We start from the raw sequence: 20387 nt of genomic DNA on the forward strand, positions 1-20387 counted from the left end.
AAGCCTTACAATGCGTTTTGCTCATTTACTTATTTGCTCGGTGTTTATATTTTTTGTGCTGTACGCACCTCAGCCTTTATTGAGCTTATTTGCTAGCGAATTTAACGTCTCCCCTGCGCTTGCCGGCAGCTTAATGAGCGTAACCATGCTGCCTTTAGCAATTGCACCTTTGGTTTATGGGCTATTTTTAGCCAAGCAAAACCCGCTTATTATTTTACGTATTGCTATGTTTATTTTAGGGTTGAGCTGCATACTGTTTACAGTAGCGCCAAGTTTTGAGCTATTACTTTTGGTGCGTTTTATACAAGGCTTAACCTTACCTGCCGCGCTCACCGCGATGACAAGCTTTATTGGTATACGTTACAGCGCAGATGCCTTACAAAAAAATATGACCTTATACATAGGCAGTACCATAGCTGGGGGCTACTTTGGCCGAGTATTAGCCGCTTTATTTAGTGATGTATGGCATTGGCAAAGTTTTTATTATGTTATTTCGATTGTGCTTATTGGCCTGGCTATAAGTATAAAGCCCACGGGCTTTGTGGTATCTAATCAGTCAGCACTTACGCCGTTAACGTATATTAAGCAGCTAAAAGATGCGGCAGTACTAAAATTGTATGGCGCCGTTTTTTGTATGTTTTTTTGCTTTGCAGCCTTATTAAATTACCTACCGTTTATTTTGCAAAACACCTTTTTAATTACAAACACACGCGATATTGGCTTAGTGTACAGCGGCTACTTAATCGGTGCTTTAGCATCTATTGCAACACCTTGGCTTGCTAAAAAAGTGCCTTCAGCTTGGCATTTACTTGCTGCGATTTTTATCGTGTATAACTTAAGCATTGTATTACTTATAAGCCAGCAACTGAGTGTGTTTTTAATCGCGTTTACGTTATTTTGTGCTGCTATGTTTGTTATACACTCAAGCGCTGCTCCGCTTGTTAACAAGATTAGCAAAGCGCCTGCAAGTGTAACAAATGGCGGGTATGTATCGTTTTATTATAGTGGCGGGACACTGGGCTCGTTATTGCCTGGTATTGTTTATCAACACTCAGGGCAAACTGCATTTATGCTTTGCTTACTGAGTGTGTGTTTTATTGGTTTAGTCTTAGTCACTTTAGGCTATCGAGAAGGTAAAAACATTACCCGAGGCTGATGCCCTGTATGCTCAAAAAAGGTATTTAAATCATTTTTTGAAAGCAGCCAAGTTTGGGTGTTTTCAAACGGGTGACAATGAAACAGCTCGTTAAACCAAATATCTTGATCAAGCCACAAAGTAACATTGCTTTGTTTATCGTTTGCTAAAGCAAGCATAGACACACACCCGGGCGCCACTTTTAAATAACGTGCTAACCGCTCGCTAGAGGCAAACCCCAACCGAGAAAGCCCCTGTTGCTTAGATAGGGTTTTTAAATCGAGCTGTTTGTCGTGTGCGGTAATTACTAAAAAGTGCTTTTTGCCCTCGTTATCACGCAAAAACAAGTTTTTAAGTCGCGTACCTGGGCGCTCCACCATAAATGCATCAGCATCTAAACTGGTATGTAACGCAGGGTGTTCTATTACATCGTAATTTATACCTAATTGCGCTAACAACTGCGCAAGCTTTGCTTTATCGGCCAACATACTACAAACAACGCCCTCTTAGCTGCACACTTAAGTCACGCCATAGTACTTGTGTAATTTCGTGTTTATTTTCACAATAGTTATTTTCACTGAGGGTTTCGTTTAAAAACCTGACGGCTTCATCCTCAAGCTTAAGTTTTAACACACTAGAGTCTTCGAAGTGTTCTTGTTCTATGTAACGTTTTACATCAGAGCGGCTCGGTCTTTTTTCGCCTCGCCCGCCGTTATTTAAGTTTATGTTACTACGATGCTCAGCCTTTACCGATACAACATAAGCAAATATTTTGTTACCTTGCTCATCCACGTTCTCATAAAACTGCTTGTTATTTATTTCATAAGGAGGCGCTTCATTACTTGCACACCCTGCAAGTAGCAAAGCAAGTATACAGATACTTTTTTTCATTATTTTTGTCGTTTCGCGAGGTATTTTTCTCGAGTCTATCAAAAATAAACGATAACAGTTAAATATTGCTAAAAAATACTTGACCAAATTTATAAAAATATTTAAAGTTCACCCCGCTTGGAACTCAGCAGCCAAGTAATTACAACTATGTAATTTAGGAATGTGGGGCTATAGCTCAGCTGGGAGAGCGCCTGCCTTGCACGCAGGAGGTCAGCAGTTCGATCCTGCTTAGCTCCACCACTTTCCTACTCTTCTATTACTTCCTATTTTTCATCGTCTTATTATTCTTTTATCTTCTACACAATAACTTTTATATTTGCCCATTCCTTGTTTGTTTAGTCTTTGTTGGCTATAAATTATCTCATCTGTAGCAATCATACTTTTGGCTTAAACAATGGATACCCCTAAACGCACCACGTTAAAAAAGCTCGCTGTCATCGGTTTAACCGCGGGTGTAGTTACTCATGTACCATATGTGTTTGCCCGAAAAAAAGTAACCCTAAGAGTCTTAGGAACACATGTCACGCTACAAGAAGCCATTCGTAAACAAGCAATGCTTGACTTAGGCATAAATATAGAATTTTCCCCTGCAGGTAGTGCTGCCGTATTACAAAAAGCCTCCATGGACCCTGGCTCATTTGATTTATACGAGCAATGGTCAAACAGTATTAATGTACTTTGGCGGGCGGGGTCTATTCAGCCTATAGAAAAAAAACGGCTAACCTACTTTAATGAAATAAATTCTCTAACCAAGACGGGGAAGCTCACCCCCGATGCAAAATTAGGTGCAGGCGACGCTCCTTATAAATTACTCAATGTACAAGAGGACGGCACACTAAGCGTAAACGAAAGCGATTACATTAGCTTTTTGCCCTATGTACATAATGTTGACTCTTTTGGCTATAACACCGCCAAAATAAAACCTGGTATTGCCTACGAAACTGAAAGTTGGGGCTGGTTACTTGATGATGCCCACCGAGGTAAAGTAGGCATTGTAAATGCACCCACAATTGGCTTATTTGACCTTGCCTTGGCAGCACAAAGCAAAGGGTTAATAACATTTAAAGATATTGGTGCGATTACTCGCTCCGAGCTTGACCGTTTATTTAGTATTTTAATTGACTATAAACGCCAAGGGCATTTTGCAGGTTATTGGAACTCGGTGCCAGAGTCTGTTGAATTTATGAAAAGCCAACGCGTGCACATAGAAAGTATGTTTTCCCCCGCTGTGGCCGCGCTCAATAGTCAAAATGTTAACGTGCGATTTGCCGCTCCAAAAGAGGGCTACCGTGGCTGGCATGGGGTAATGTGCTTATCGTCACAGGTTAATAATAACCAAAAAGATGCCGCATACGATTACATGAACTGGTGGCTTTCGGGGTGGGCCGGCGCATTTATTGCTCGCCAAGGGTATTACATTAGTAACCCACAACGCTCAAAAGCAATGCTTTCACCAAGTGAATGGGATTACTGGTACTTAGGCAAGCCCACTACGGTTGACTTACTAAACACCCAAAAACAAGTCGCAGTAAAAGCCGGCGAGCAGCGAAATGGTGGTAGCTATTTAAAACGCTTAAGCAATGTAGCTGTTTGGAATAGCGTTATGCCGACTTACGATTACAGCTTGCAAAAATGGTATGAGTTAATAAGCAGATAATGATAACCCGTTCAATAAAATCAAAAATAATAATTGCCCTATGCGTATTAATTACTTTATTAATTTTGCAAAGTTACCTATTCAATTATTCGCAAAAATCACTTTTTGAGCTGCAAAATGCGCAGCACAAAGCTTTATTACAAAGCGAATCTGTTACCCGTTTAGAAAACGATGTGATTTCTTTACAAAGCCAAGCCATTGCTTATCTAGATCATGCTAATAGCAATACCATTGAAAAGTTTAATATGCACTTAAATGCTGCAAAAAGGGATTTAGATACGCTAAGTACATATTTAAATGAGTATGATGAAAACTATCAAAACAATATAAAGCGCCTTAACGAGTACTTAAATAATTACCAAGATACATTTAATCGCGTAGTCGTTAACAGAACCAAACGAGAGCAGCTGTACATTACACAGTTCAAACAACCTATTGAAGCGCTAAAAGCACAACTCAATGAGCTTAAAAAAAGCACGCTAACCAGCAAGCAAAATAAAATAGTGAATACCCTTTTAACTATTAGCAATATAGAACAAGCAACAACCAATTATTTACACAAGCCAAATTATGATGAAGCACAAAATGTGCAAGATAACCTAGCACACTTAAATACCCTACTGGCGAGTATTGAAACCGCTAATGTTAACCTACTTAATAATACTGACGAGCTTGAGCAAGCTTATAGCCAATTAGTTATTTTAACCCGCAGCTATACGTTTTCGATAAATGTAGTTTTAACAGGAATAGAAAACGAGCTGCTTTACCTAGCCGAAAAAATTAGGGATGTAGAGAAGCAAAAGCTCACCCAGACCGAGCAGCAGCTAAGAGACCACGTATTAAAAAGTACCGAAATGGCCAACCTTTTTGCCGCGCTGATCACTGTTATCATAATAGTAATTACCTTTTTTATATTTAACTCTGTCATTAAGCCCATTGCGAAATTAACTAAGCTGTTAAATGATATGAGCAATGAAAAGCAAGTAACACTAAATAGTGATGAGCATCATCAAAATGAAATTAACTCGGTTATTACCGCGGCTAATGCGCTGTATTTAAAAAACAAACAAACAAAAGAGCTACTAGCAGAAACCCAAGCGCTTAATTCTAAAATGGAATTAATGAATAAAGAGCTTACACTTGCCATCACCCAAGCAAAAAATGCCAACCAAGCGAAAGGTGACTTTGTAGCTAATATGAGCCATGAGCTTCGCACTCCAATGAACGGTATTTTAGGCATGCTGCAGCTATTACAAAGCAGCGCTCTTCCAGCAAAACAAAAACACTATGCAGATAAAGCGTTTTCTAGTGCTCAAAACTTACTGCAAATACTTAATAACGTGCTCGATTTTTCAAAGCTTGAGTCTGACAAAGTAAAGCTTGAATCAATCCCTTTTACTTTGCATACCGTTGCTTCTAATGTAAAAAATTTATTTTCGGTAAATGCGAAACAAAAAGGGTTGCGCCTTAATTTTGTATTGCATGTTGATGCAGGGCTAGAGCTGATGGGCGATCCACTGCACTTGAGCCAAGTTATTAATAACTGTGTAGGTAATGCCATTAAATTTACAGAGCGCGGTGAAGTAACTGTAACAATTGAAGCCACAACACAAGATGAGCAGCAAATACAGTTACGCTTTGGTATTAAAGACACTGGCATAGGCATGACCCCAGAGCAAACCGCCTCAATTTTTGACTCGTTCTACCAAGGCGATTCCAGTACAACACGTAAATATGGCGGCACCGGATTAGGTTTAACTATTTGTAAGCAACTAACCAAGTTACTAGGCGGCGAAATACAAGTACGCAGCACACCTCACGTCGGGAGTGAGTTTTATTTTACACTACCGTTTAAAATGACGAGCAAAGAAGCGCTTAAAAAGCATGCCTTACTAATTACTCCCGATACTGAGCAAATAAAATCACTCACTAAGTTATTAAGTAGCGCTGATATTACTGCAGAAATTACCCAAGAGCCGTTGCGTGCAATTGCAAAAATGTCTCAACCGAGTAACCCTTTTAATATTGTGATCATGACGTTGTCACACAAAGAACTAAAAGATAATTTTATTTTGCAGCAACTGTACTTACAAAAACAAAAAAATAAACACAAACTGCTGCTTATAGTACTCATTAACGATCAAGAGCACCCGCAGGCAGTCCCCGATAGCGATCATATTGATATTATAACAATAGGTAATACTCACACTGATTCTCAGTTAATGCGTTTATTATTGCCCGACTCAACACAGCTTAAAGAAGGAGAGTCTTACCCACAGTTTACCGGTTACACCGCACTTGCAGTAGATGATAACCCTGTAAACCAAGAGATTCTTGAAGCACTATTAACTAAAATGAATATGACTGTTATCTCTGCAAGTAATGGCGAGGAAGCACTCATTAAAGTAGAAGAAAACGCAATTGATATTATTTTTATGGATATTCAAATGCCAGTGATGGATGGCCTAGAAGCGACGCGAATACTGCGTCAAAGGGGATATACAACGCCTATTGTTGCTGTAACTGCAGCTGTATTTTCTAATGATAAAAAAGCCGCCATTCGAGCAGGCATGGATGACTATTTAGTCAAGCCGTTATTATTTGGTCTGCTTTGTGACAGCATAGAAAAGCATCTAACAAAAACCCATACGTTAAGTACATTAAACCTCAATGTAGCACGGGCTAATCTTGAAAATAATAATGAACTCATTAATTCAATATTCACTAAGTTTAATAGCGATTACAGCCACTTTATTGAGGTAGCTGTAAAGCACTTGAAAAATAATGAGCATAAAACATTAGCTAGAGCGATGCATAACTTAAAAGGCTTAGCCGGCACCCTAGGGTTAGAGCTACTAGAGCAAAGCGCTAAAAAAGCAGAGTTAGAACTGAGCAGTAACGCATGCACCGATCTTAGTGTTTTTAATGAACAATTGACCTTAGCACTTTATGCAGTCAGACAACTACTGGTAACAAACTCTTATAATCATCAGCCAGAAGCTATGAGCTCTGGGCAAAATCCAGATACATTAATTGATGAAATCTATTCTTTAGCGTTATCTGCCCGTCCTATTCCTAGTAAATTAGTTAGAGAAATTGCGCTTCAAAAATTCGATCATTCCCATCCATTATTCAAGCTAAAAGAGGCAATAGATAACTTTAACTACGCTTTAGTGATTAAACTTATTGATAAATACAGAAATAACTATAAAAACTAGACAATTATGGCAACTATAAACTAACTTTAAGGGGTAATTAAAGAATAAGGATTTAGTGTGCATTCAACCTTTCTCGCTGGCAGCAATCAACCTGCAGTAACTCAACCGCGAAAGCCTTTGATACTCATTGTTGATGATGAACCTAGCAACCTACATGTATTAGTTGAGGGCCTACTTGCAGACTACGATGTACGCATTTCAACAAGTGGTGAGCAAGCGCTTGTATTTGTTGAATCCACACGCCCAGATTTAATTTTACTCGATATTATGATGCCAGGCATGGATGGCTATGAAGTATGTAAAAGATTAAAAGCAAAGCAAAATACCAAAGGCATTCCCATCATTTTTGTCACCGCACTTACTGAGGTAGAGTCTGAAGAGAAAGGCTTTGCAATGGGTGCCATTGATTATATCCATAAACCTTACAAGTTAGCTTTGGTTAGAGCCCGCATACGTACACACATAACTGCACAAGGCATGCTAGACAGACTTATCGAAAAAAACTTTGACTTACACGACAAATTACTCGAAATAGAAGCCCTTGCAAAAGAGTTAAGCCAACGCGAGGAAGAGCTAAAGCAGCTGTCATCTAAGCAAAAGTTATTTTACCAAGCACTTACCAGCACCGCCGATGGTGTTGTAATTACTAATAGCGATGGCAAGATTATCGCTGTTAATCCATCGTTTTGTAGAATTACCGGCTATTGCGAAGCCGAATCGTTGGAAATGGATTTAAAAGAGATCAAACAAAATAATCACCCAAGTATTAGCTTTGATGAGGTATGGAAGCACGCTAACGAAGCGGGCTACTGGAGCGGTGAACTTGTAACACGAAGAAAAAATGGCGAGCTATACCCTGAGCTATTAACACTTAGCATGGTAAAAAGCGAGCAAGATACCAACATTCACTACATTGGCGTTTTTAGTGATATTTCAAGCGTAAAGGTAACGCAAGAGCGCATAGATTACCTAACTTGGCATGATGAGCTTACAAAGCTGCCAAACCGTAACGGTTTTTTAAAGCAATTAGAACAGCAACTACAAGATTGCAGTAGCGATAAAACATGTGCCTATATTTATATTATCGACATTGACAGCTTCCACTCTATTAATGATGGCTTAGGGCTTTTAGCAGGGGATAATATTTTAAAGGAGCTTGCTCAGCGTATTCATGCCAATGTAGATAAAAAAGATATTATTGCACGCTTAGGCAGTGATGAATTTGCCGCCTTATGTAGCGTAGATAAAGGAATTGGGCGTACACGTGCGCAATCAATCGCCGAAAACAAAGCGCAAGAGCTTTTAAACGCAGTCAACCACCCTTTTGACGTTGATGGGCAAGAAGTTAGCTTAACAATTAGTATAGGCACTTATATTTTCCCGCGTGACGATGTATGGGAAAGTGCTATTGAGACAATCAGAAATTGTGAAGCAGCCTGCTATAAAGCCAAAGAAAAAGGCGGAAACAGAGTTACATTTTTTGATACTACATTTGGCGAGCAAGCTAAACGACGCTTTGAAATTGAACAAGACTTAAGAAAAGCCATTCCTCAAAATGAGCTATCCATATTTTTACAGTCGCAATTTGATAGTAAGCAAACGTTAAAAGGCGCAGAAATACTGCTGCGCTGGGATCACCCTCAAAAAGGCTTTATAAGCCCATGTGAATTTATATCAATAGCTGAAGAATCTGATGTTATTTTTGAATTAGACTGCTGGGTTACAACTAATGCACTTAATTTACTTACCAAGCTTAAATACAGCCACCCAAGTTTAAATATTTCGGTAAATATAAGCGGTCGACATTTTCATGAACCGCGATTTTTAAACTTTATAAGCCAACAAATTAAAAGTGTTGATATTAATCCTCAGCAACTCACAATAGAGATAATAGAGGGGACGCTACTTAATCACATGGAAGCGGCCATTGAAGCCGTGCACTACCTTAAAAAATTGGGCGTACGTGTATCAATAGATGACTTTGGCACGGGCTACTCAAGTTTAACCTACTTAAAACAGTTACCTATTCATGAGCTAAAAATAGATCGCTCATTTGTGCTTGAAGCCCCTACTGATAACAACGATAAATTAATTATTGATATGATTGTCAGCCTTGGCAGGTTGTTTCAATTAGAAGTGGTAGCGGAGGGGGTCGAGAATCAATCGCACTTTGACTTATTACAAGAGTACCCTGAGGTTATCCTACAAGGGTACCATCTGCACCGGCCTGAGCCATTAGAAAGCTGGTTAGAAAAACTAAACCATACTTTGCAAAATGCATAAAAAAACGCCGATTAAACAATCGGCGTTTTTTATAAGTGGAGTATATTACTTACGTACTTGGCCTTCGCCATTAACTAAATACTTTTCAGTTGTAAGTGACTCAAGCCCCATAGGACCATAAGCATGTAGTTTAGTTGTAGCTATACCAATTTCAGCACCTAACCCTAATTGCGAGCCATCTGAGAAACGTGATGATGCATTTACCATTACTACCGATGCATCAACACTGCGTTGGAAAAGCTCAGCCGCAGTATCGTTTTTAGTACAAATAACCTCAGTGTGGTTTGAACCAAATTGAGCAATATGCTCCACTGCAGCACTAAAGCTTGGTACTACACGAATAGCAATTTCTAAATCTAAGTATTCTTCACCAAATTCATTATCAGCAAGTACTGTAGCATTATCGAAGTATTTTGCAGCTTGCTCATCTGCATTAATTTTCACACCTTCTTGGCGCAATACAACGGCACATAAATTTAAAAATTCATCAGCAACGTCTTGGTGAACCACTAGCCCTTCAAGCGCATTACATACGCCTGTGCGCTGTGTTTTACCATTTAATAGTAAATTAAGTGCAACCTCTAAGTCGGCATCTTTATCTACATATAAATGACACACCCCTTTAAAGTGCTGAATAACAGGAATAGTACTGTTTTCTGTAACAAAGTTAATTAAGCCTTCGCCACCACGAGGGATGATTAAATCAATACTTTCGCGTTGCTGCATTAGTTCCATAAGCAATGCACGGTCTGGATCAGGAATAACTGAGATCAGCGCTTTAGGTAAGTTATGTTTTTCAAGTACACCGTGCATTACACTCGCAATGGCTTGCGAGCTTTTAAGGGCTTCTTTACCGCCGCGTAAAATAACACCATTACCCGATTTAAAACACAATGCGCCTGCATCCGCAGTTACATTAGGACGCGCTTCGTAAATCATACATACAACACCTAATGGCACACGCATTTTACGTATTTTAATGCCATTTGGGCGCTCTGTAATGTCGCGTAGCTGACCGACTGGATCATCTAAACTTACAATAACTTCAATACCCTCTGCCATTGCTTCAATGCGCTCTTCGTTAAGCGTTAGGCGGTCGATCATCGAAGCGGCTAAGTTATTATCGCGTGCTGCGCTTAAATCACTTTCGTTTTCTTTAATTATAAATGCTTTTTCTGCGCGTAATGCTGCCGCCATTTCGGTTAACACTTGGTTTTTGGTCTCGGTGTCGAGTAAAGCAAGTGTGTTTGCAGCTTTTGCTGCCTGGCGTGAAATATCCGTAATCAAACTCATGACTTCTCCAATAATGCGATATCTTTTTCTGAAATAACAGGACCAATAGAATCCTGCATTTTTTCGCTAAATTCACTTTGCTCGTTATCTGCAATAAAGCTTAACAAGCAACTACTATAATTTGCGGTGGCTTTTGCTAAACGTGTGCCATCCTCGCTTCTAACTAAAATGGTATCGCCAATGGCAAACTCACCATGAACTTCCATTATTTCGTCGCCACGTATGCAACCGTTTTCACCTTCAAGAGACTCATCAAACGAGCCATCTACAACTACTTCACCTTGCTCATTAGCTGTATGCGTCATCCAGTGCACAGCTTCTTGCATTGGTTTTTCATAAGGAAGGAAAACACTACCAGGGTTGTCACCTGCCAATAATCTATTAAAGGTTTCTTCTTTAAAGCCATTAATAATATAAGTAGCAATACCGTGAGACGTTGCTTTTTCGGCAGCTTCAATTTTGGTTTTCATGCCACCGGTTCCTACAGAGCTTGTAGCACATCCTGCCATAGCATAAATAGACTCATCAATTGATTTTATTTCAGGCAGTAAAACTGCATCGTCGTGCAAATTTGGGTTTTTATCATACAGCCCATCCACATCAGAAAAAATCATTAATGCATCTGCATCAGCGGCCGCCGCTACCATGGCTGATAAGTTATCGTTGTCACCTACTTTTAAGTCATCCGTTGTTACAGCATCATTTTCGTTAATGATAGGCAGTACACCATGCTCTAACAAAGTAAAAATAGTTTCGCGAATACTTTCATAGCGCTCACGGTCACGTAAATCACCATGGGTTAATAATAATTGCGCTGATGGAAAATCGAAAAAGCGATCCCACATGGCCATCATTTCAGTTTGACCTGCTGCTGCCATCGCTTTTTTCATCACAACTGAACGTGGAATGTCAGATGGGAATAAGTGTGAGCCTGCAGCTACTGAGCCTGAAGATACTAAAATAACTTCAATACCACGAGCACGACAGCGAACAATAAATTGCGCAATGGTTAATAAGTAGCGTGAACGGCACCCATCTTGATCTGGAGCAATTAATGCACTACCTACTTTTAAAACAATACGACGCCAATTTAACTTTTGCATAAAATCTCAACTTTCCATTTTATCTGCATTCACATAGTGTGAACTAAAACTAGGTAATTGCGCAAAAAACACGCAATTTCGAATAGGTTGTTTGTTTATACACTTTTTAAACGCACGCAAATACACGACCTAAAATTGCTTTTAGATTTGTAAAGACATGAAACAGCACCAACCAAATTAAATGGAGGTCTATTAAATATAAAAATAAAAAGTGTTGTTTATGTATCGCTGTAAAAAGCTGTGTGCGGCCTTTTTGTTAACAACATACATAGAGCCTCTAAAGTCAGATACACCAACAGATAGGGTGATGACTTAAGGACCGAGATTTAGCCGCCACGATGGGAGCTAAACATTGAAAGTAATAGTTCAACTCAAACATTTATTTACTTAATTGCTTAAATAAACTTGTTTGAAAAAACCATACCAAGATGTTCGATAATACAATAGCTACTAATTAATGGTAAAAATAGCGAACAAATCTATTATTACAGGGCAAATATGACGCTAGTATTAATACATACCGTTATTTTGCAAAATTATATTTAGATGACTAATTGTTTGAACTCTAAATATAATACGCTATTTCAAGGGGTAAGATCAAGGCTAAAAATCACTCTAATGTAGAACTACGCCTCACCTTCAAGCGGTTAATCATTTAAAATCAAATAGTTATATTTATTTTTGAGTTTTAATTCAATTTTTATAAATAAATCAATAAGTTTAACCTACAATTTTTGTATTAAGCGCTAAAATTTTATTAGCAAATTAAACATTTCACGTGTATACCCCTGTATTAATATTTAACAAAAGTTATACTTTTCACATTGTGATAAATAAGGAATTCTTAATTTATGTCAGCAATTTATATAGCCGGTATCGCACTTTGTTCGGTGCTTGCCCAATGGGTAGCGTGGGCGTTTAAAGTACCCGCTATCTTGTTCTTATTGCTTACCGGTTTATTGCTAGGGCCGTTTAGTGGTGTATTAGACCCTGATGCTTTACTGGGTGACTTATTATTTCCTGTTGTGTCACTGAGTGTGGCTGTCATTTTATTTGAAGGCTCCCTTACTTTGCACTTTAGAGAATTAAAAGGCATAAGTAAGGTCGTACGTAACCTGTGCTCTATCGGCATGATCACCACCTGTGTGGTAATAAGCTTAAGTGCCTATTGGTTACTTGAGCTTAACTGGCGGGTGGCTGCAGTATTAGGCGCTGTGCTAGTAGTAACAGGGCCTACGGTAATCGCCCCTTTACTTAATTCGATGCGCCCAACACAAGATATTGACCGTATATTACGATGGGAAGGCATTGTAATTGACCCAATCGGCGCTCTTTTTGCTGTGCTTGTATTTGAAGCAGTCATGCTGGTAGGCCAAGGAGAAGTGCTTAGCCACACTATTGTTGCACTTGTTAAAACAGTCGGCGTAGGGCTTTCTATAGGTGTTGTTGCGGGCTGGATCACCACACAGCTTATGCGCCGTGAATGGCTACCGTTTGAATTACATAAATTTGGCATACTTGCCTTAGTGCTTATTAGCTTTTCGGTATCTAATCACTTAAGTCACGAATCGGGATTATTGGCTGTTACCGTATTTGGTATTTGGCTTGCTAATCAAAATGATTTAGAAATCGATTCTGTACTTGAGTTTAAAGAAGACTTATCGATGATTTTAATATCATCGCTGTTTATTTTACTTGCTGCGCGGCTACAGCTTTCTGACTTGATGATGTTAGACAGCGACGTATTTATATTCCTTGCAGTGGTGTTATTTATAGCGCGTCCATTGTGTATTGCCATATCTACTTTTGGTACTGACTTGCCAATGAAATCGCGCTTGGTGCTATCGTGGATAGCCCCTAGAGGTATTGTTGCAGCTGCTGTTGGCTCGGTATTTGCGCTAAGTATGATGGAAGCTGGCGTAGCTGATGCAGAAAAAATGGTGCCGTTAATATTTACCGTTATTATCATCACTGTGGTATTGCAAAGCTTAACCGCTATTCCTGTTGCTAAACTATTGGGCGTGCGCCAACCTTCTCCAAATACCATACTGATTATTGGTGCAAACCATGTATCTCGCGCTATAGGTAAAGGCTTACAAGAGCAAAGCATTCCTGTTCATCTATCAGACCCCGCATGGGAGAACTGTAAAATGGCTCGTATGGACGGCCTTGCCTGTTATTATGGTAACCCACAATCAGAGCATGCTGAGCGTTACTTGCCGCTCACAACAATAAGAACGGTATTAGCACTTTCACCAAACCGCCACCATAATGCGCTTGGTGTACAATATTTTTCTCACTTGTTGAATGAAAAAAATGTATTTTCACTGCGCTCATCTACCTCGCATGCTAAAGCAAACAAAGACAGCGCAACATTCCTATCTAGACAAATTTTGTTTGGTGAAGATGGCTCTTACGCTCGCCTAAGCAGTATTATTGCTAAAGGCGGTAAAGTAAGTGCGACGCGTATTTCAGAAGAATTTGATTGGGAAAAATACCAAGAGATGAACCCTGAAGCGATCCCGTTGTTTATTTTAAAAGGTGATAAAGACAACGACGACGATACGCCAGTTAAGCTTCGCCCATTTACCAGTAATATGGAAAAGCCACCGCAGGAGGGAGAGCGTGTATGTGCACTTCAGCCGCCAAAAATGTCGGTATTAAAAGACCCTGCAAAATCAAAAACTAAAGAAGAGAGCTAACCTCTTTTGGTTATTGCATAAAAGCCCTAATTAAATATTAGGGCTTTTTTATTTTATAAAAATAGCATGCATTATTGGCACTTACATGGGTAATCGGGCGCGGGCAACAACACTATCTGGCATTTTTTTAGCGAGTAAGCTAAGCGCACGCTCAATTTTTTTATGGGTTGCTTTATCTGCCACCATAGCATTAAATAACCAGCGGTACGCATCTTCAAAGTCACGTGGGCTTCCGTAGCCTGCATTAAAAAGTTTAACCAGCCTTAGCTGTGCTTTTAAGTTCCCTTGCGCTGAGGCCTCTCGTAAATAGGTAATGGCCATAGCTTTATCTTGCTGCACTAAGCGACCCGTGTCGTAATAACGTCCAAGCTGCTCTAACGCAGCCGCTAAGCCTTGTTCAGCCGCTTTACGCATGTAGTACACACCTAATTCCACATTGCGTTCAACACACACGTTATATGCCAGCATATCGCCATATAAAAATTGGTAAGATGGCAGCGCCATTTTATTGGCCCTTGCCTCTATATCTTGTACTAATTGGCAATCGTCTGCCTTTACACGCTGCAAATGTGTATTTTTATTTATTAGTGCAATCAGCTCCGGTTCGGTATAAAGCGGCACCGCAGCGGGCGTTTCTTCAGCTAACACATTGCTACTTATAGATAAAAGTAACGGAGTGAGCAAAGACGCTAGAAAAGTGTTACAGGTAGATAGGCGCATGTTTACCACGTATAAAAAAAAACTTATCAAATAATATACAAAGATCGTTCCAAGGTGAATTTTAGGCATAAAAAAAGCTGCAAAAGCAGCTTTTTTTAAACTAATGATGATTAAGCAAACGGGTTGCGAAGTACCATTGTTTCTACACGATCTGGGCCGGTAGAAATAATATCAACAGGTACACCTGTGATTTCTTCGATACGCTTGATGTAGTCAATCGCAGCTTTTGGTAAGCCTTCAAGGCTAGTTACACCAACTGTGTTTTCAGACCAACCTGGCATCTCTTCATATACTGGTGTTACTTTCTCGTAACCCTCAGCAGCTAATGGCGTTACATTAGTCACTGTGCCATCTTCAAGCTGGTAACCAGTACAGATTTTAAGCGTTTCTAAACCATCTAAAACATCTAACTTAGTTAAACAAAAACCAGAGATGCTGTTGATTTGAACTGCGCGGCGCATTGCCACAGCATCTAACCAACCAGTACGGCGTAAACGACCTGTTGTCGCGCCAAACTCATGACCTTTATCACCTAAGTGCTTACCCACTGGGTCTTGTTTTTCAAGGCCATCGTAAAGCTCTGTAGGGAAAGGGCCAGAACCAACACGTGTTGTGTACGCTTTAATAATACCTAACACGTAGTCAAGGTTTAATGGACCAAAACCAGCACCAGTCGCAACGCCACCAGCAGTGGTGTTTGAAGAGGTTACATAAGGGTAAGTACCGTGATCGATATCAAGTAATGTACCTTGCGCACCTTCAAATAAAATGTGTTCGCCCGCTAAACGTGTTTGATCTAAAAGCTCAGTTACATCAACAACCATTGCTTTTAAGATGTCTGCAACAGCCATTGCATCATCAAACGTTTTTTGGAAATCAACAGCATCTACTTTGTAGTAGTTAACTAAAGTGAAGTTATGGTATTCAAGTACTTCTTTTAGTTTAGCTGCGAATAATTCCGGATTGAATAAGTCACCTACGCGTAAACCGCGACGGGCTACTTTATCTTCGTACGCAGGACCGATACCACGGCCAGTTGTACCAATTGGCTTGTCGCCGCGAGCAGTTTCGCGAGCTACATCTAATGCAACATGGAAAGGCAGAATTAACGGACATGCTTCACTAATTAAAAGACGCTCACGTACAGGTACGCCACGCTCTTCTAACATGCCAATTTCTTTCATTAGCGCTTCTGGTGATAAAACCACACCATTACCAATCACACATTTAACATTGTCACGTAATACACCCGATGGAATAAGGTGTAGAACTGTCTTTTCACCGTCAATAACTAAAGTATGACCCGCATTGTGGCCACCTTGGTATCGAACTACTAAAGATGCTTTGTCTGTAAGGAGATCAACAACCTTACCCTTACCTTCGTCACCCCATTGGGTGCCTAATACAACAACGTTTTTACCCATTGTAAATTCACTTCGAGAAAATTAGGACGAGATTTTACCAGAAAACGGAAGTAAAGATCACCCCTGTTCAGCTTATTTTTTCTGCGCGTATTTTTTAGGCCATCACACTTTTTAAATAACCACATATATAACAGTAATTTAAAGTTTTAAATTATGCTTAACAAAAAGCCCCGCATAGGCGGGGCTTTATAACTTTTTAAATGATTAAGGCATCGCTTATTGCGCTGCAGCGCCTTTCATATATTTAAAGAAGTCACTATCTGGTGAAAGTACCATAACATCTTGTTTATCTTTAAAGGTCTTTTTATACGCCTCTAAAGAACGAACAAAACCAAAGAACTCTGGATCTTTGTTGTATGCTTTAGCATAAATAGCGGCAGCTTCTGCATCACCTTGACCACGTACTGAGCGCGCATTACGCTCTGCATCAGCAAGCATTACCGTTACACGGCGGTCAACATTAGCACGAATAGTTTCCGCTTTTTCTTGACCTTCCGAGCGGTGCTCTTTTGCAACAGCAGTACGCTCAGCGCGCATACGTTGGTAAATAGAACTACTCACTTCTTGTGGTAAGTTAATTTGCTTAACACGTACGTCAAGTACTTCAATACCTAACTCGCGCGCACTTTCAGAAGCTTGTACTAACGCCTCTTCCATTAGCTCACTACGCTCACCCGATACAATCTCGCGAATAGTACGCGTACCAAAGTTAGTACGCAGACCATTATTAACTTTTTGCTTTAGTAGTGTTTCAGCGTATTGCTTATCACCACGAGCACGAAGGTAAAATGCGCTAAAGTCGTTTACGCGCCATTTAACAAACGAATCAACAATTAAGTCTTTTTTCTCGCTTGTTACAAAGCGGTCTGGCGTGCCATCTAGCGTTTGAATACGTGCATCAATACGACGTACTTGGCTAAAAAATGGTACTTTTAAGTGAAGGCCTGGGCTGTATACAACGGCTTTGTCTTCACTGTCTTTTTCAACTTTGCTAAATAGCAACACAATCGCTTTTTGCCCTTCAGGTACTACAAATACCGCAGAGAAAGACATAACAATGGCAGCTAATAGTATGACTAAACTAAAGTTTTTCATTACGCTTATCTCCCGTTATTGTTAAAGCGATCACTGTTAAAACGGTCATTACCGCTATTCACAGTGCTATTTCGTGATGTATTTACTTTATTGCGTAAATCTTGAATATCACTTGAGCTTGGTAAAGCTACACGTGTTGCAGTGCCTTGCTTTTCCATAATTTTATCAAGTGGTAAGTACATCATGTTGTTACCGCCTTTAACATCAACAATGACTTTAGAACTGCTGCTAAGCACCTCTTCCATAGCATCAATGTATAAACGTTCGCGCGTTACTTCTTTAGCTGCTTGATACTCAGGTAATAGCTTTTCAAAACGAGCCACTTCACCTTGTGCTTCAAGTGTAATGCGTTCTTGATAACCTTCTGCTTCTTGCGTCATACGTGTTACTTGACCACGCGCGCGCGGTTCAATCTCACGTGCATACGCTTCTGCTTCACGGATGAAACGCTCTTCATCTTCTTGTGCGGCAATAGCGTCATCAAATGCATCTTTTACTTCAGTTGGTGGACGTGAATCTTTAAAGTTCACATCGGTCACAATTAAACCTAAGTTATACGGTTCGATGATTTTATTAAGCTCATCCCACGTATTTTGACGAACAACTTCACGGCCATTAGTCAGTACTTGGTCCATTTTTGCATGGCCAACAACGTAACGTAACGCGCTATCAAGCGCTTCTTCTAAGCTGTTATCAGCATTAGTTACGCTAAACTTGTAAAGGTACGGGTCAATAACACGGTATTGCACTTCAAACTCAACGCTTACTACGTTTTCATCTTCCGTTAGCATAAACCCTGATGCAGATAATGAACGCACAGCTTCAATATCTACCGGGATAACCGTTTCAATAAAGGTCATTTTCCAGCGTAAGCCTGGCTCTGCAATACGGTCATACTTACCAAATTGCAGTACCACACCACGTTCGGCTTCTTTAACCGTATAAATACCACTTAACGCCCACACAATTGCGGCGATAATGAGGATAAATGAAATACCGGCTCCGCCAAGTCCACCGCCACTATTATTGCCGGATTTTTTACCGCCAAATATGCCGCCTAACTTGTTGCTAAACTTACGGAACACCTCGTCTAAATCAGGTGGGCCTTGATCACGTCCGCCTTTATTGTTCCACGGATCTTTGTCATTGCCATTATTACCCGGTTCATTCCAGGCCATAGCTATACTCCATTGTTATCTAAATAAATTAGGAAATTGTGTTAAATCTATCAAATCTACCGCGTTTCTCATACAAAAACCGACATTTATATGCCAATTTTTAATCGCGATTGATAAAACCCTCAATTTCAGGACCAAACTCTTTAATTAATCGGTTCCATTCAACTATAGGCAAACGTACATCCAACAACCAGTTACCATGTTCATCAAAGCGCTCTTCATGGACTGCACTTAAGCTAAATAAAGACGCTCTTAACCGGCCATATTGAGGGGCAAGTAATAACGTACCACTAAGCATTTTCTTAGCAAGCAGGTCACTTATTGCTTCACTAAGTAGCTCACACCCTTCGCCGGTTTGTGCAGATAACCATACTCTTATAGGCTGCCCTTGGTCATCCCGATCAATTCGTGGGCTTACATCATCAAGCGCATCAATTTTGTTATAAACTAATAATTGCGGTACTTCATCAGCTTCAATCTCTTTTAAAACCGACTGTACTTCCTCTATGTTTTCGCGTCTGCGCGGGTCTGCCACATCAATTACATGTAATTGTAGGTCGGCTTCACGCGTTTCTGTTAATGTTGCTTTAAAGGCTGCCACTAAGTCATGTGGTAAGTGGCGAATAAATCCCACTGTATCGGCCAAAATAACCGAACCAACATCACCTATATCAAGTTTACGTAGTGTTGGGTCAAGCGTGGCAAAAAGCTGATCCGCTGCGTATACATCTGAGTCTGTTATACGGTTAAACAGGGTTGATTTACCTGCATTGGTATACCCTACAAGCGACACGGTAGGAATTTCGTTACGCGTACGCGCACGTCTACCCTGCTCGCGTTGTACAGCCACTTTGGCTAATCGGGCACGAATATTTTTAATGCGCGCGCGCAATAAACGTCTATCGGTTTCAAGCTGTGTTTCGCCTGGGCCTCGTAAACCTATTCCCCCTTTTTGGCGCTCAAGGTGAGTCCACCCTCGGATTAATCGAGTAGACATATGCCTAAGCTGAGCAAGCTCTACTTGTAGCTTACCTTCGTGGGTACGGGCTCTTTGGGCAAAAATATCAAGAATAAGTGTTGTTCTATCAAGTACACGACATTGGCAAACGCGCTCTAAATTACGTTCTTGAGACGGACTTAATTGATGATTAAAGATGACAACATCTGCATTGTGGATTTTGACAATCTCAGCTATTTCTTCTGCTTTACCGGTACCGACGAATAGTTTCGGATGTGGTGCTTGGCGGCTGCCTTGCACAACCGCCAAACTACTAACACCAGCAGAAGATACCAACAACTCTAATTCATGAAGATCTTCACGATCGCCATCTTTAGGTAAGTCGATATGAACTAAGACTGCCTGTTCGCCGGATTCATAGCGGTCAAACAAGCATTACGCTCCTAATTAAATATTTCCTGGTTCTTGCTCTTCAGTGTCATCGCTCCCTTGAACACCTTGGAAGTTGACTGCACGAGCAGGTACAACTGTTGAAATTGCGTGTTTATACACCATTTGGTTTACAGTGTTTTCAAGTAAAATAACAAATTGGTCAAATGACTGAATTTTACCTTGTAATTTTATGCCATTTACCAAAAAGATTGATACTGGAATGCGCTCACGACGTAGTGCATTCAAAAATGGGTCTTGTAACGATTGGCCTTTTGCCATGTTATTGTTCCTTCGTTCT

General features: G+C 40.2%; 15 protein-coding genes and 1 tRNA gene. 6 read left to right on the forward strand and 10 right to left on the reverse strand.

All coding sequences use genetic code 11. From position 1 onward, the window contains the following. The first annotated feature begins 10 nt into the window (after positions 1–10). Complete coding sequence (locus VOI46_RS15055; protein WP_004587651.1) at positions 11–1156, forward strand: MFS transporter; 1146 nt, start codon at positions 11–13, stop codon at positions 1154–1156. Here VOI46_RS15055 and VOI46_RS15060 read toward each other — a convergent pair. Both VOI46_RS15060 and VOI46_RS15065 read right to left on the reverse strand, forming a co-directional pair. Continuing rightward, entirely contained in the window at positions 1123–1623 is a 501-nt protein-coding gene (locus VOI46_RS15060; protein WP_004587652.1) for a prolyl-tRNA synthetase associated domain-containing protein, read from the reverse strand. The genes VOI46_RS15055 and VOI46_RS15060 overlap by 34 nt on opposite strands. 1 nt (position 1624) lies before the next feature. After that, positions 1625–2026, reverse strand: a complete 402-nt coding sequence (locus tag VOI46_RS15065; RefSeq protein WP_024031465.1) for a hypothetical protein — start codon at positions 2024–2026, stop codon at positions 1625–1627. Positions 2027–2190: 164 nt separating this feature from the next. Between VOI46_RS15065 and VOI46_RS15070 the strand changes: the two genes are divergently transcribed. The 4 genes from VOI46_RS15070 to VOI46_RS15085 all read left to right on the forward strand — a co-directional run bounded on the left by VOI46_RS15070 (position 2191) and on the right by VOI46_RS15085 (position 9184). Continuing rightward, a tRNA-Ala gene (locus VOI46_RS15070) sits at positions 2191–2266 on the forward strand. Between the two features lie 154 nt (positions 2267–2420). Continuing rightward, on the forward strand, positions 2421–3683 hold the full coding sequence (locus tag VOI46_RS15075; protein ID WP_004587654.1) for an extracellular solute-binding protein: 1263 nt from the start codon (positions 2421–2423) through the stop codon (positions 3681–3683). Continuing rightward, complete coding sequence (locus VOI46_RS15080) at positions 3683–6901, forward strand: ATP-binding protein (RefSeq protein WP_004587655.1); 3219 nt, start codon at positions 3683–3685, stop codon at positions 6899–6901. Before VOI46_RS15075 ends, VOI46_RS15080 begins: the two co-directional genes overlap by 1 nt. 57 nt (positions 6902–6958) lie before the next feature. Continuing rightward, complete coding sequence (locus VOI46_RS15085; RefSeq protein ID WP_004587656.1) at positions 6959–9184, forward strand: EAL domain-containing protein; 2226 nt, start codon at positions 6959–6961, stop codon at positions 9182–9184. A gap of 45 nt (positions 9185–9229) precedes the next feature. On the opposite strand, the gene VOI46_RS15090 is transcribed toward VOI46_RS15085, so the two are convergent. Both VOI46_RS15090 and proB read right to left on the reverse strand, forming a co-directional pair. After that, a complete protein-coding gene (locus tag VOI46_RS15090; RefSeq protein WP_004587657.1) occupies positions 9230–10477 on the reverse strand; it encodes a glutamate-5-semialdehyde dehydrogenase in 1248 nt (415 codons plus the stop codon). Beyond that, positions 10474–11580, reverse strand: a complete 1107-nt coding sequence (gene proB, locus VOI46_RS15095; protein WP_004587658.1) for a glutamate 5-kinase — start codon at positions 11578–11580, stop codon at positions 10474–10476. Before proB ends, VOI46_RS15090 begins: the two co-directional genes overlap by 4 nt. 851 nt (positions 11581–12431) lie before the next feature. Here proB and VOI46_RS15100 point away from each other — a divergent pair. Continuing rightward, positions 12432–14282, forward strand: coding sequence for a sodium:proton antiporter (locus tag VOI46_RS15100; RefSeq protein WP_004587659.1), 1851 nt, complete (start codon positions 12432–12434; stop codon positions 14280–14282). Positions 14283–14363: 81 nt separating this feature from the next. Here VOI46_RS15100 and VOI46_RS15105 read toward each other — a convergent pair whose 3' ends face one another. The 6 genes from VOI46_RS15105 to hfq form a co-directional block, all read right to left on the reverse strand. Then, complete coding sequence (locus tag VOI46_RS15105; protein ID WP_029772606.1) at positions 14364–15002, reverse strand: tetratricopeptide repeat protein; 639 nt, start codon at positions 15000–15002, stop codon at positions 14364–14366. 110 nt (positions 15003–15112) lie between these two features. Further along, entirely contained in the window at positions 15113–16426 is a 1314-nt protein-coding gene (locus VOI46_RS15110) for an adenylosuccinate synthase (protein ID WP_004587661.1), read from the reverse strand. Positions 16427–16642: 216 nt separating this feature from the next. Further along, on the reverse strand, positions 16643–17521 hold the full coding sequence (hflC, locus tag VOI46_RS15115) for a protease modulator HflC (RefSeq protein ID WP_004587662.1): 879 nt from the start codon (positions 17519–17521) through the stop codon (positions 16643–16645). A gap of 5 nt (positions 17522–17526) precedes the next feature. Beyond that, the gene (hflK, locus tag VOI46_RS15120; RefSeq protein ID WP_004587663.1) at positions 17527–18699 is read right to left on the reverse strand and encodes an FtsH protease activity modulator HflK; all 1173 of its coding nucleotides are present in this window, start codon (positions 18697–18699) and stop codon (positions 17527–17529) included. Positions 18700–18799: 100 nt separating this feature from the next. Further along, positions 18800–20089, reverse strand: coding sequence for a ribosome rescue GTPase HflX (gene hflX / locus VOI46_RS15125; RefSeq protein WP_004587664.1), 1290 nt, complete (start codon positions 20087–20089; stop codon positions 18800–18802). Positions 20090–20104: 15 nt separating this feature from the next. Next, positions 20105–20368, reverse strand: coding sequence for an RNA chaperone Hfq (hfq, locus tag VOI46_RS15130; RefSeq protein WP_004587665.1), 264 nt, complete (start codon positions 20366–20368; stop codon positions 20105–20107). Positions 20369–20387: the final 19 nt, after the last annotated feature.

It is taken from the genome of Pseudoalteromonas sp. CuT4-3, from assembly GCF_035666335.1.
GTDB lineage: Bacteria > Pseudomonadota > Gammaproteobacteria > Enterobacterales > Alteromonadaceae > Pseudoalteromonas > Pseudoalteromonas atlantica.

What these genes read in the sequence shown, in the direction of transcription:
- VOI46_RS15055 (WP_004587651.1), top strand. Translation starts at nt 11, where the DNA reads ATGCGTTTTGCTCATTTACTTATTTGCTCGGTGTTTATATTTTTTGTG.
- VOI46_RS15060 (WP_004587652.1), bottom strand. Translation starts at nt 1,623, where the DNA reads ATGTTGGCCGATAAAGCAAAGCTTGCGCAGTTGTTAGCGCAATTAGGT.
- VOI46_RS15065 (WP_024031465.1), bottom strand. Translation starts at nt 2,026, where the DNA reads ATGAAAAAAAGTATCTGTATACTTGCTTTGCTACTTGCAGGGTGTGCA.
- VOI46_RS15075 (WP_004587654.1), top strand. Translation starts at nt 2,421, where the DNA reads ATGGATACCCCTAAACGCACCACGTTAAAAAAGCTCGCTGTCATCGGT.
- VOI46_RS15080 (WP_004587655.1), top strand. Translation starts at nt 3,683, where the DNA reads ATGATAACCCGTTCAATAAAATCAAAAATAATAATTGCCCTATGCGTA.
- VOI46_RS15090 (WP_004587657.1), bottom strand. Translation starts at nt 10,477, where the DNA reads ATGAGTTTGATTACGGATATTTCACGCCAGGCAGCAAAAGCTGCAAAC.
- proB (WP_004587658.1), bottom strand. Translation starts at nt 11,580, where the DNA reads ATGCAAAAGTTAAATTGGCGTCGTATTGTTTTAAAAGTAGGTAGTGCA.
- VOI46_RS15100 (WP_004587659.1), top strand. Translation starts at nt 12,432, where the DNA reads ATGTCAGCAATTTATATAGCCGGTATCGCACTTTGTTCGGTGCTTGCC.
- VOI46_RS15105 (WP_029772606.1), bottom strand. Translation starts at nt 15,002, where the DNA reads ATGCGCCTATCTACCTGTAACACTTTTCTAGCGTCTTTGCTCACTCCG.
- VOI46_RS15110 (WP_004587661.1), bottom strand. Translation starts at nt 16,426, where the DNA reads ATGGGTAAAAACGTTGTTGTATTAGGCACCCAATGGGGTGACGAAGGT.
- hflC (WP_004587662.1), bottom strand. Translation starts at nt 17,521, where the DNA reads ATGAAAAACTTTAGTTTAGTCATACTATTAGCTGCCATTGTTATGTCT.
- hflK (WP_004587663.1), bottom strand. Translation starts at nt 18,699, where the DNA reads ATGGCCTGGAATGAACCGGGTAATAATGGCAATGACAAAGATCCGTGG.
- hfq (WP_004587665.1), bottom strand. Translation starts at nt 20,368, where the DNA reads ATGGCAAAAGGCCAATCGTTACAAGACCCATTTTTGAATGCACTACGT.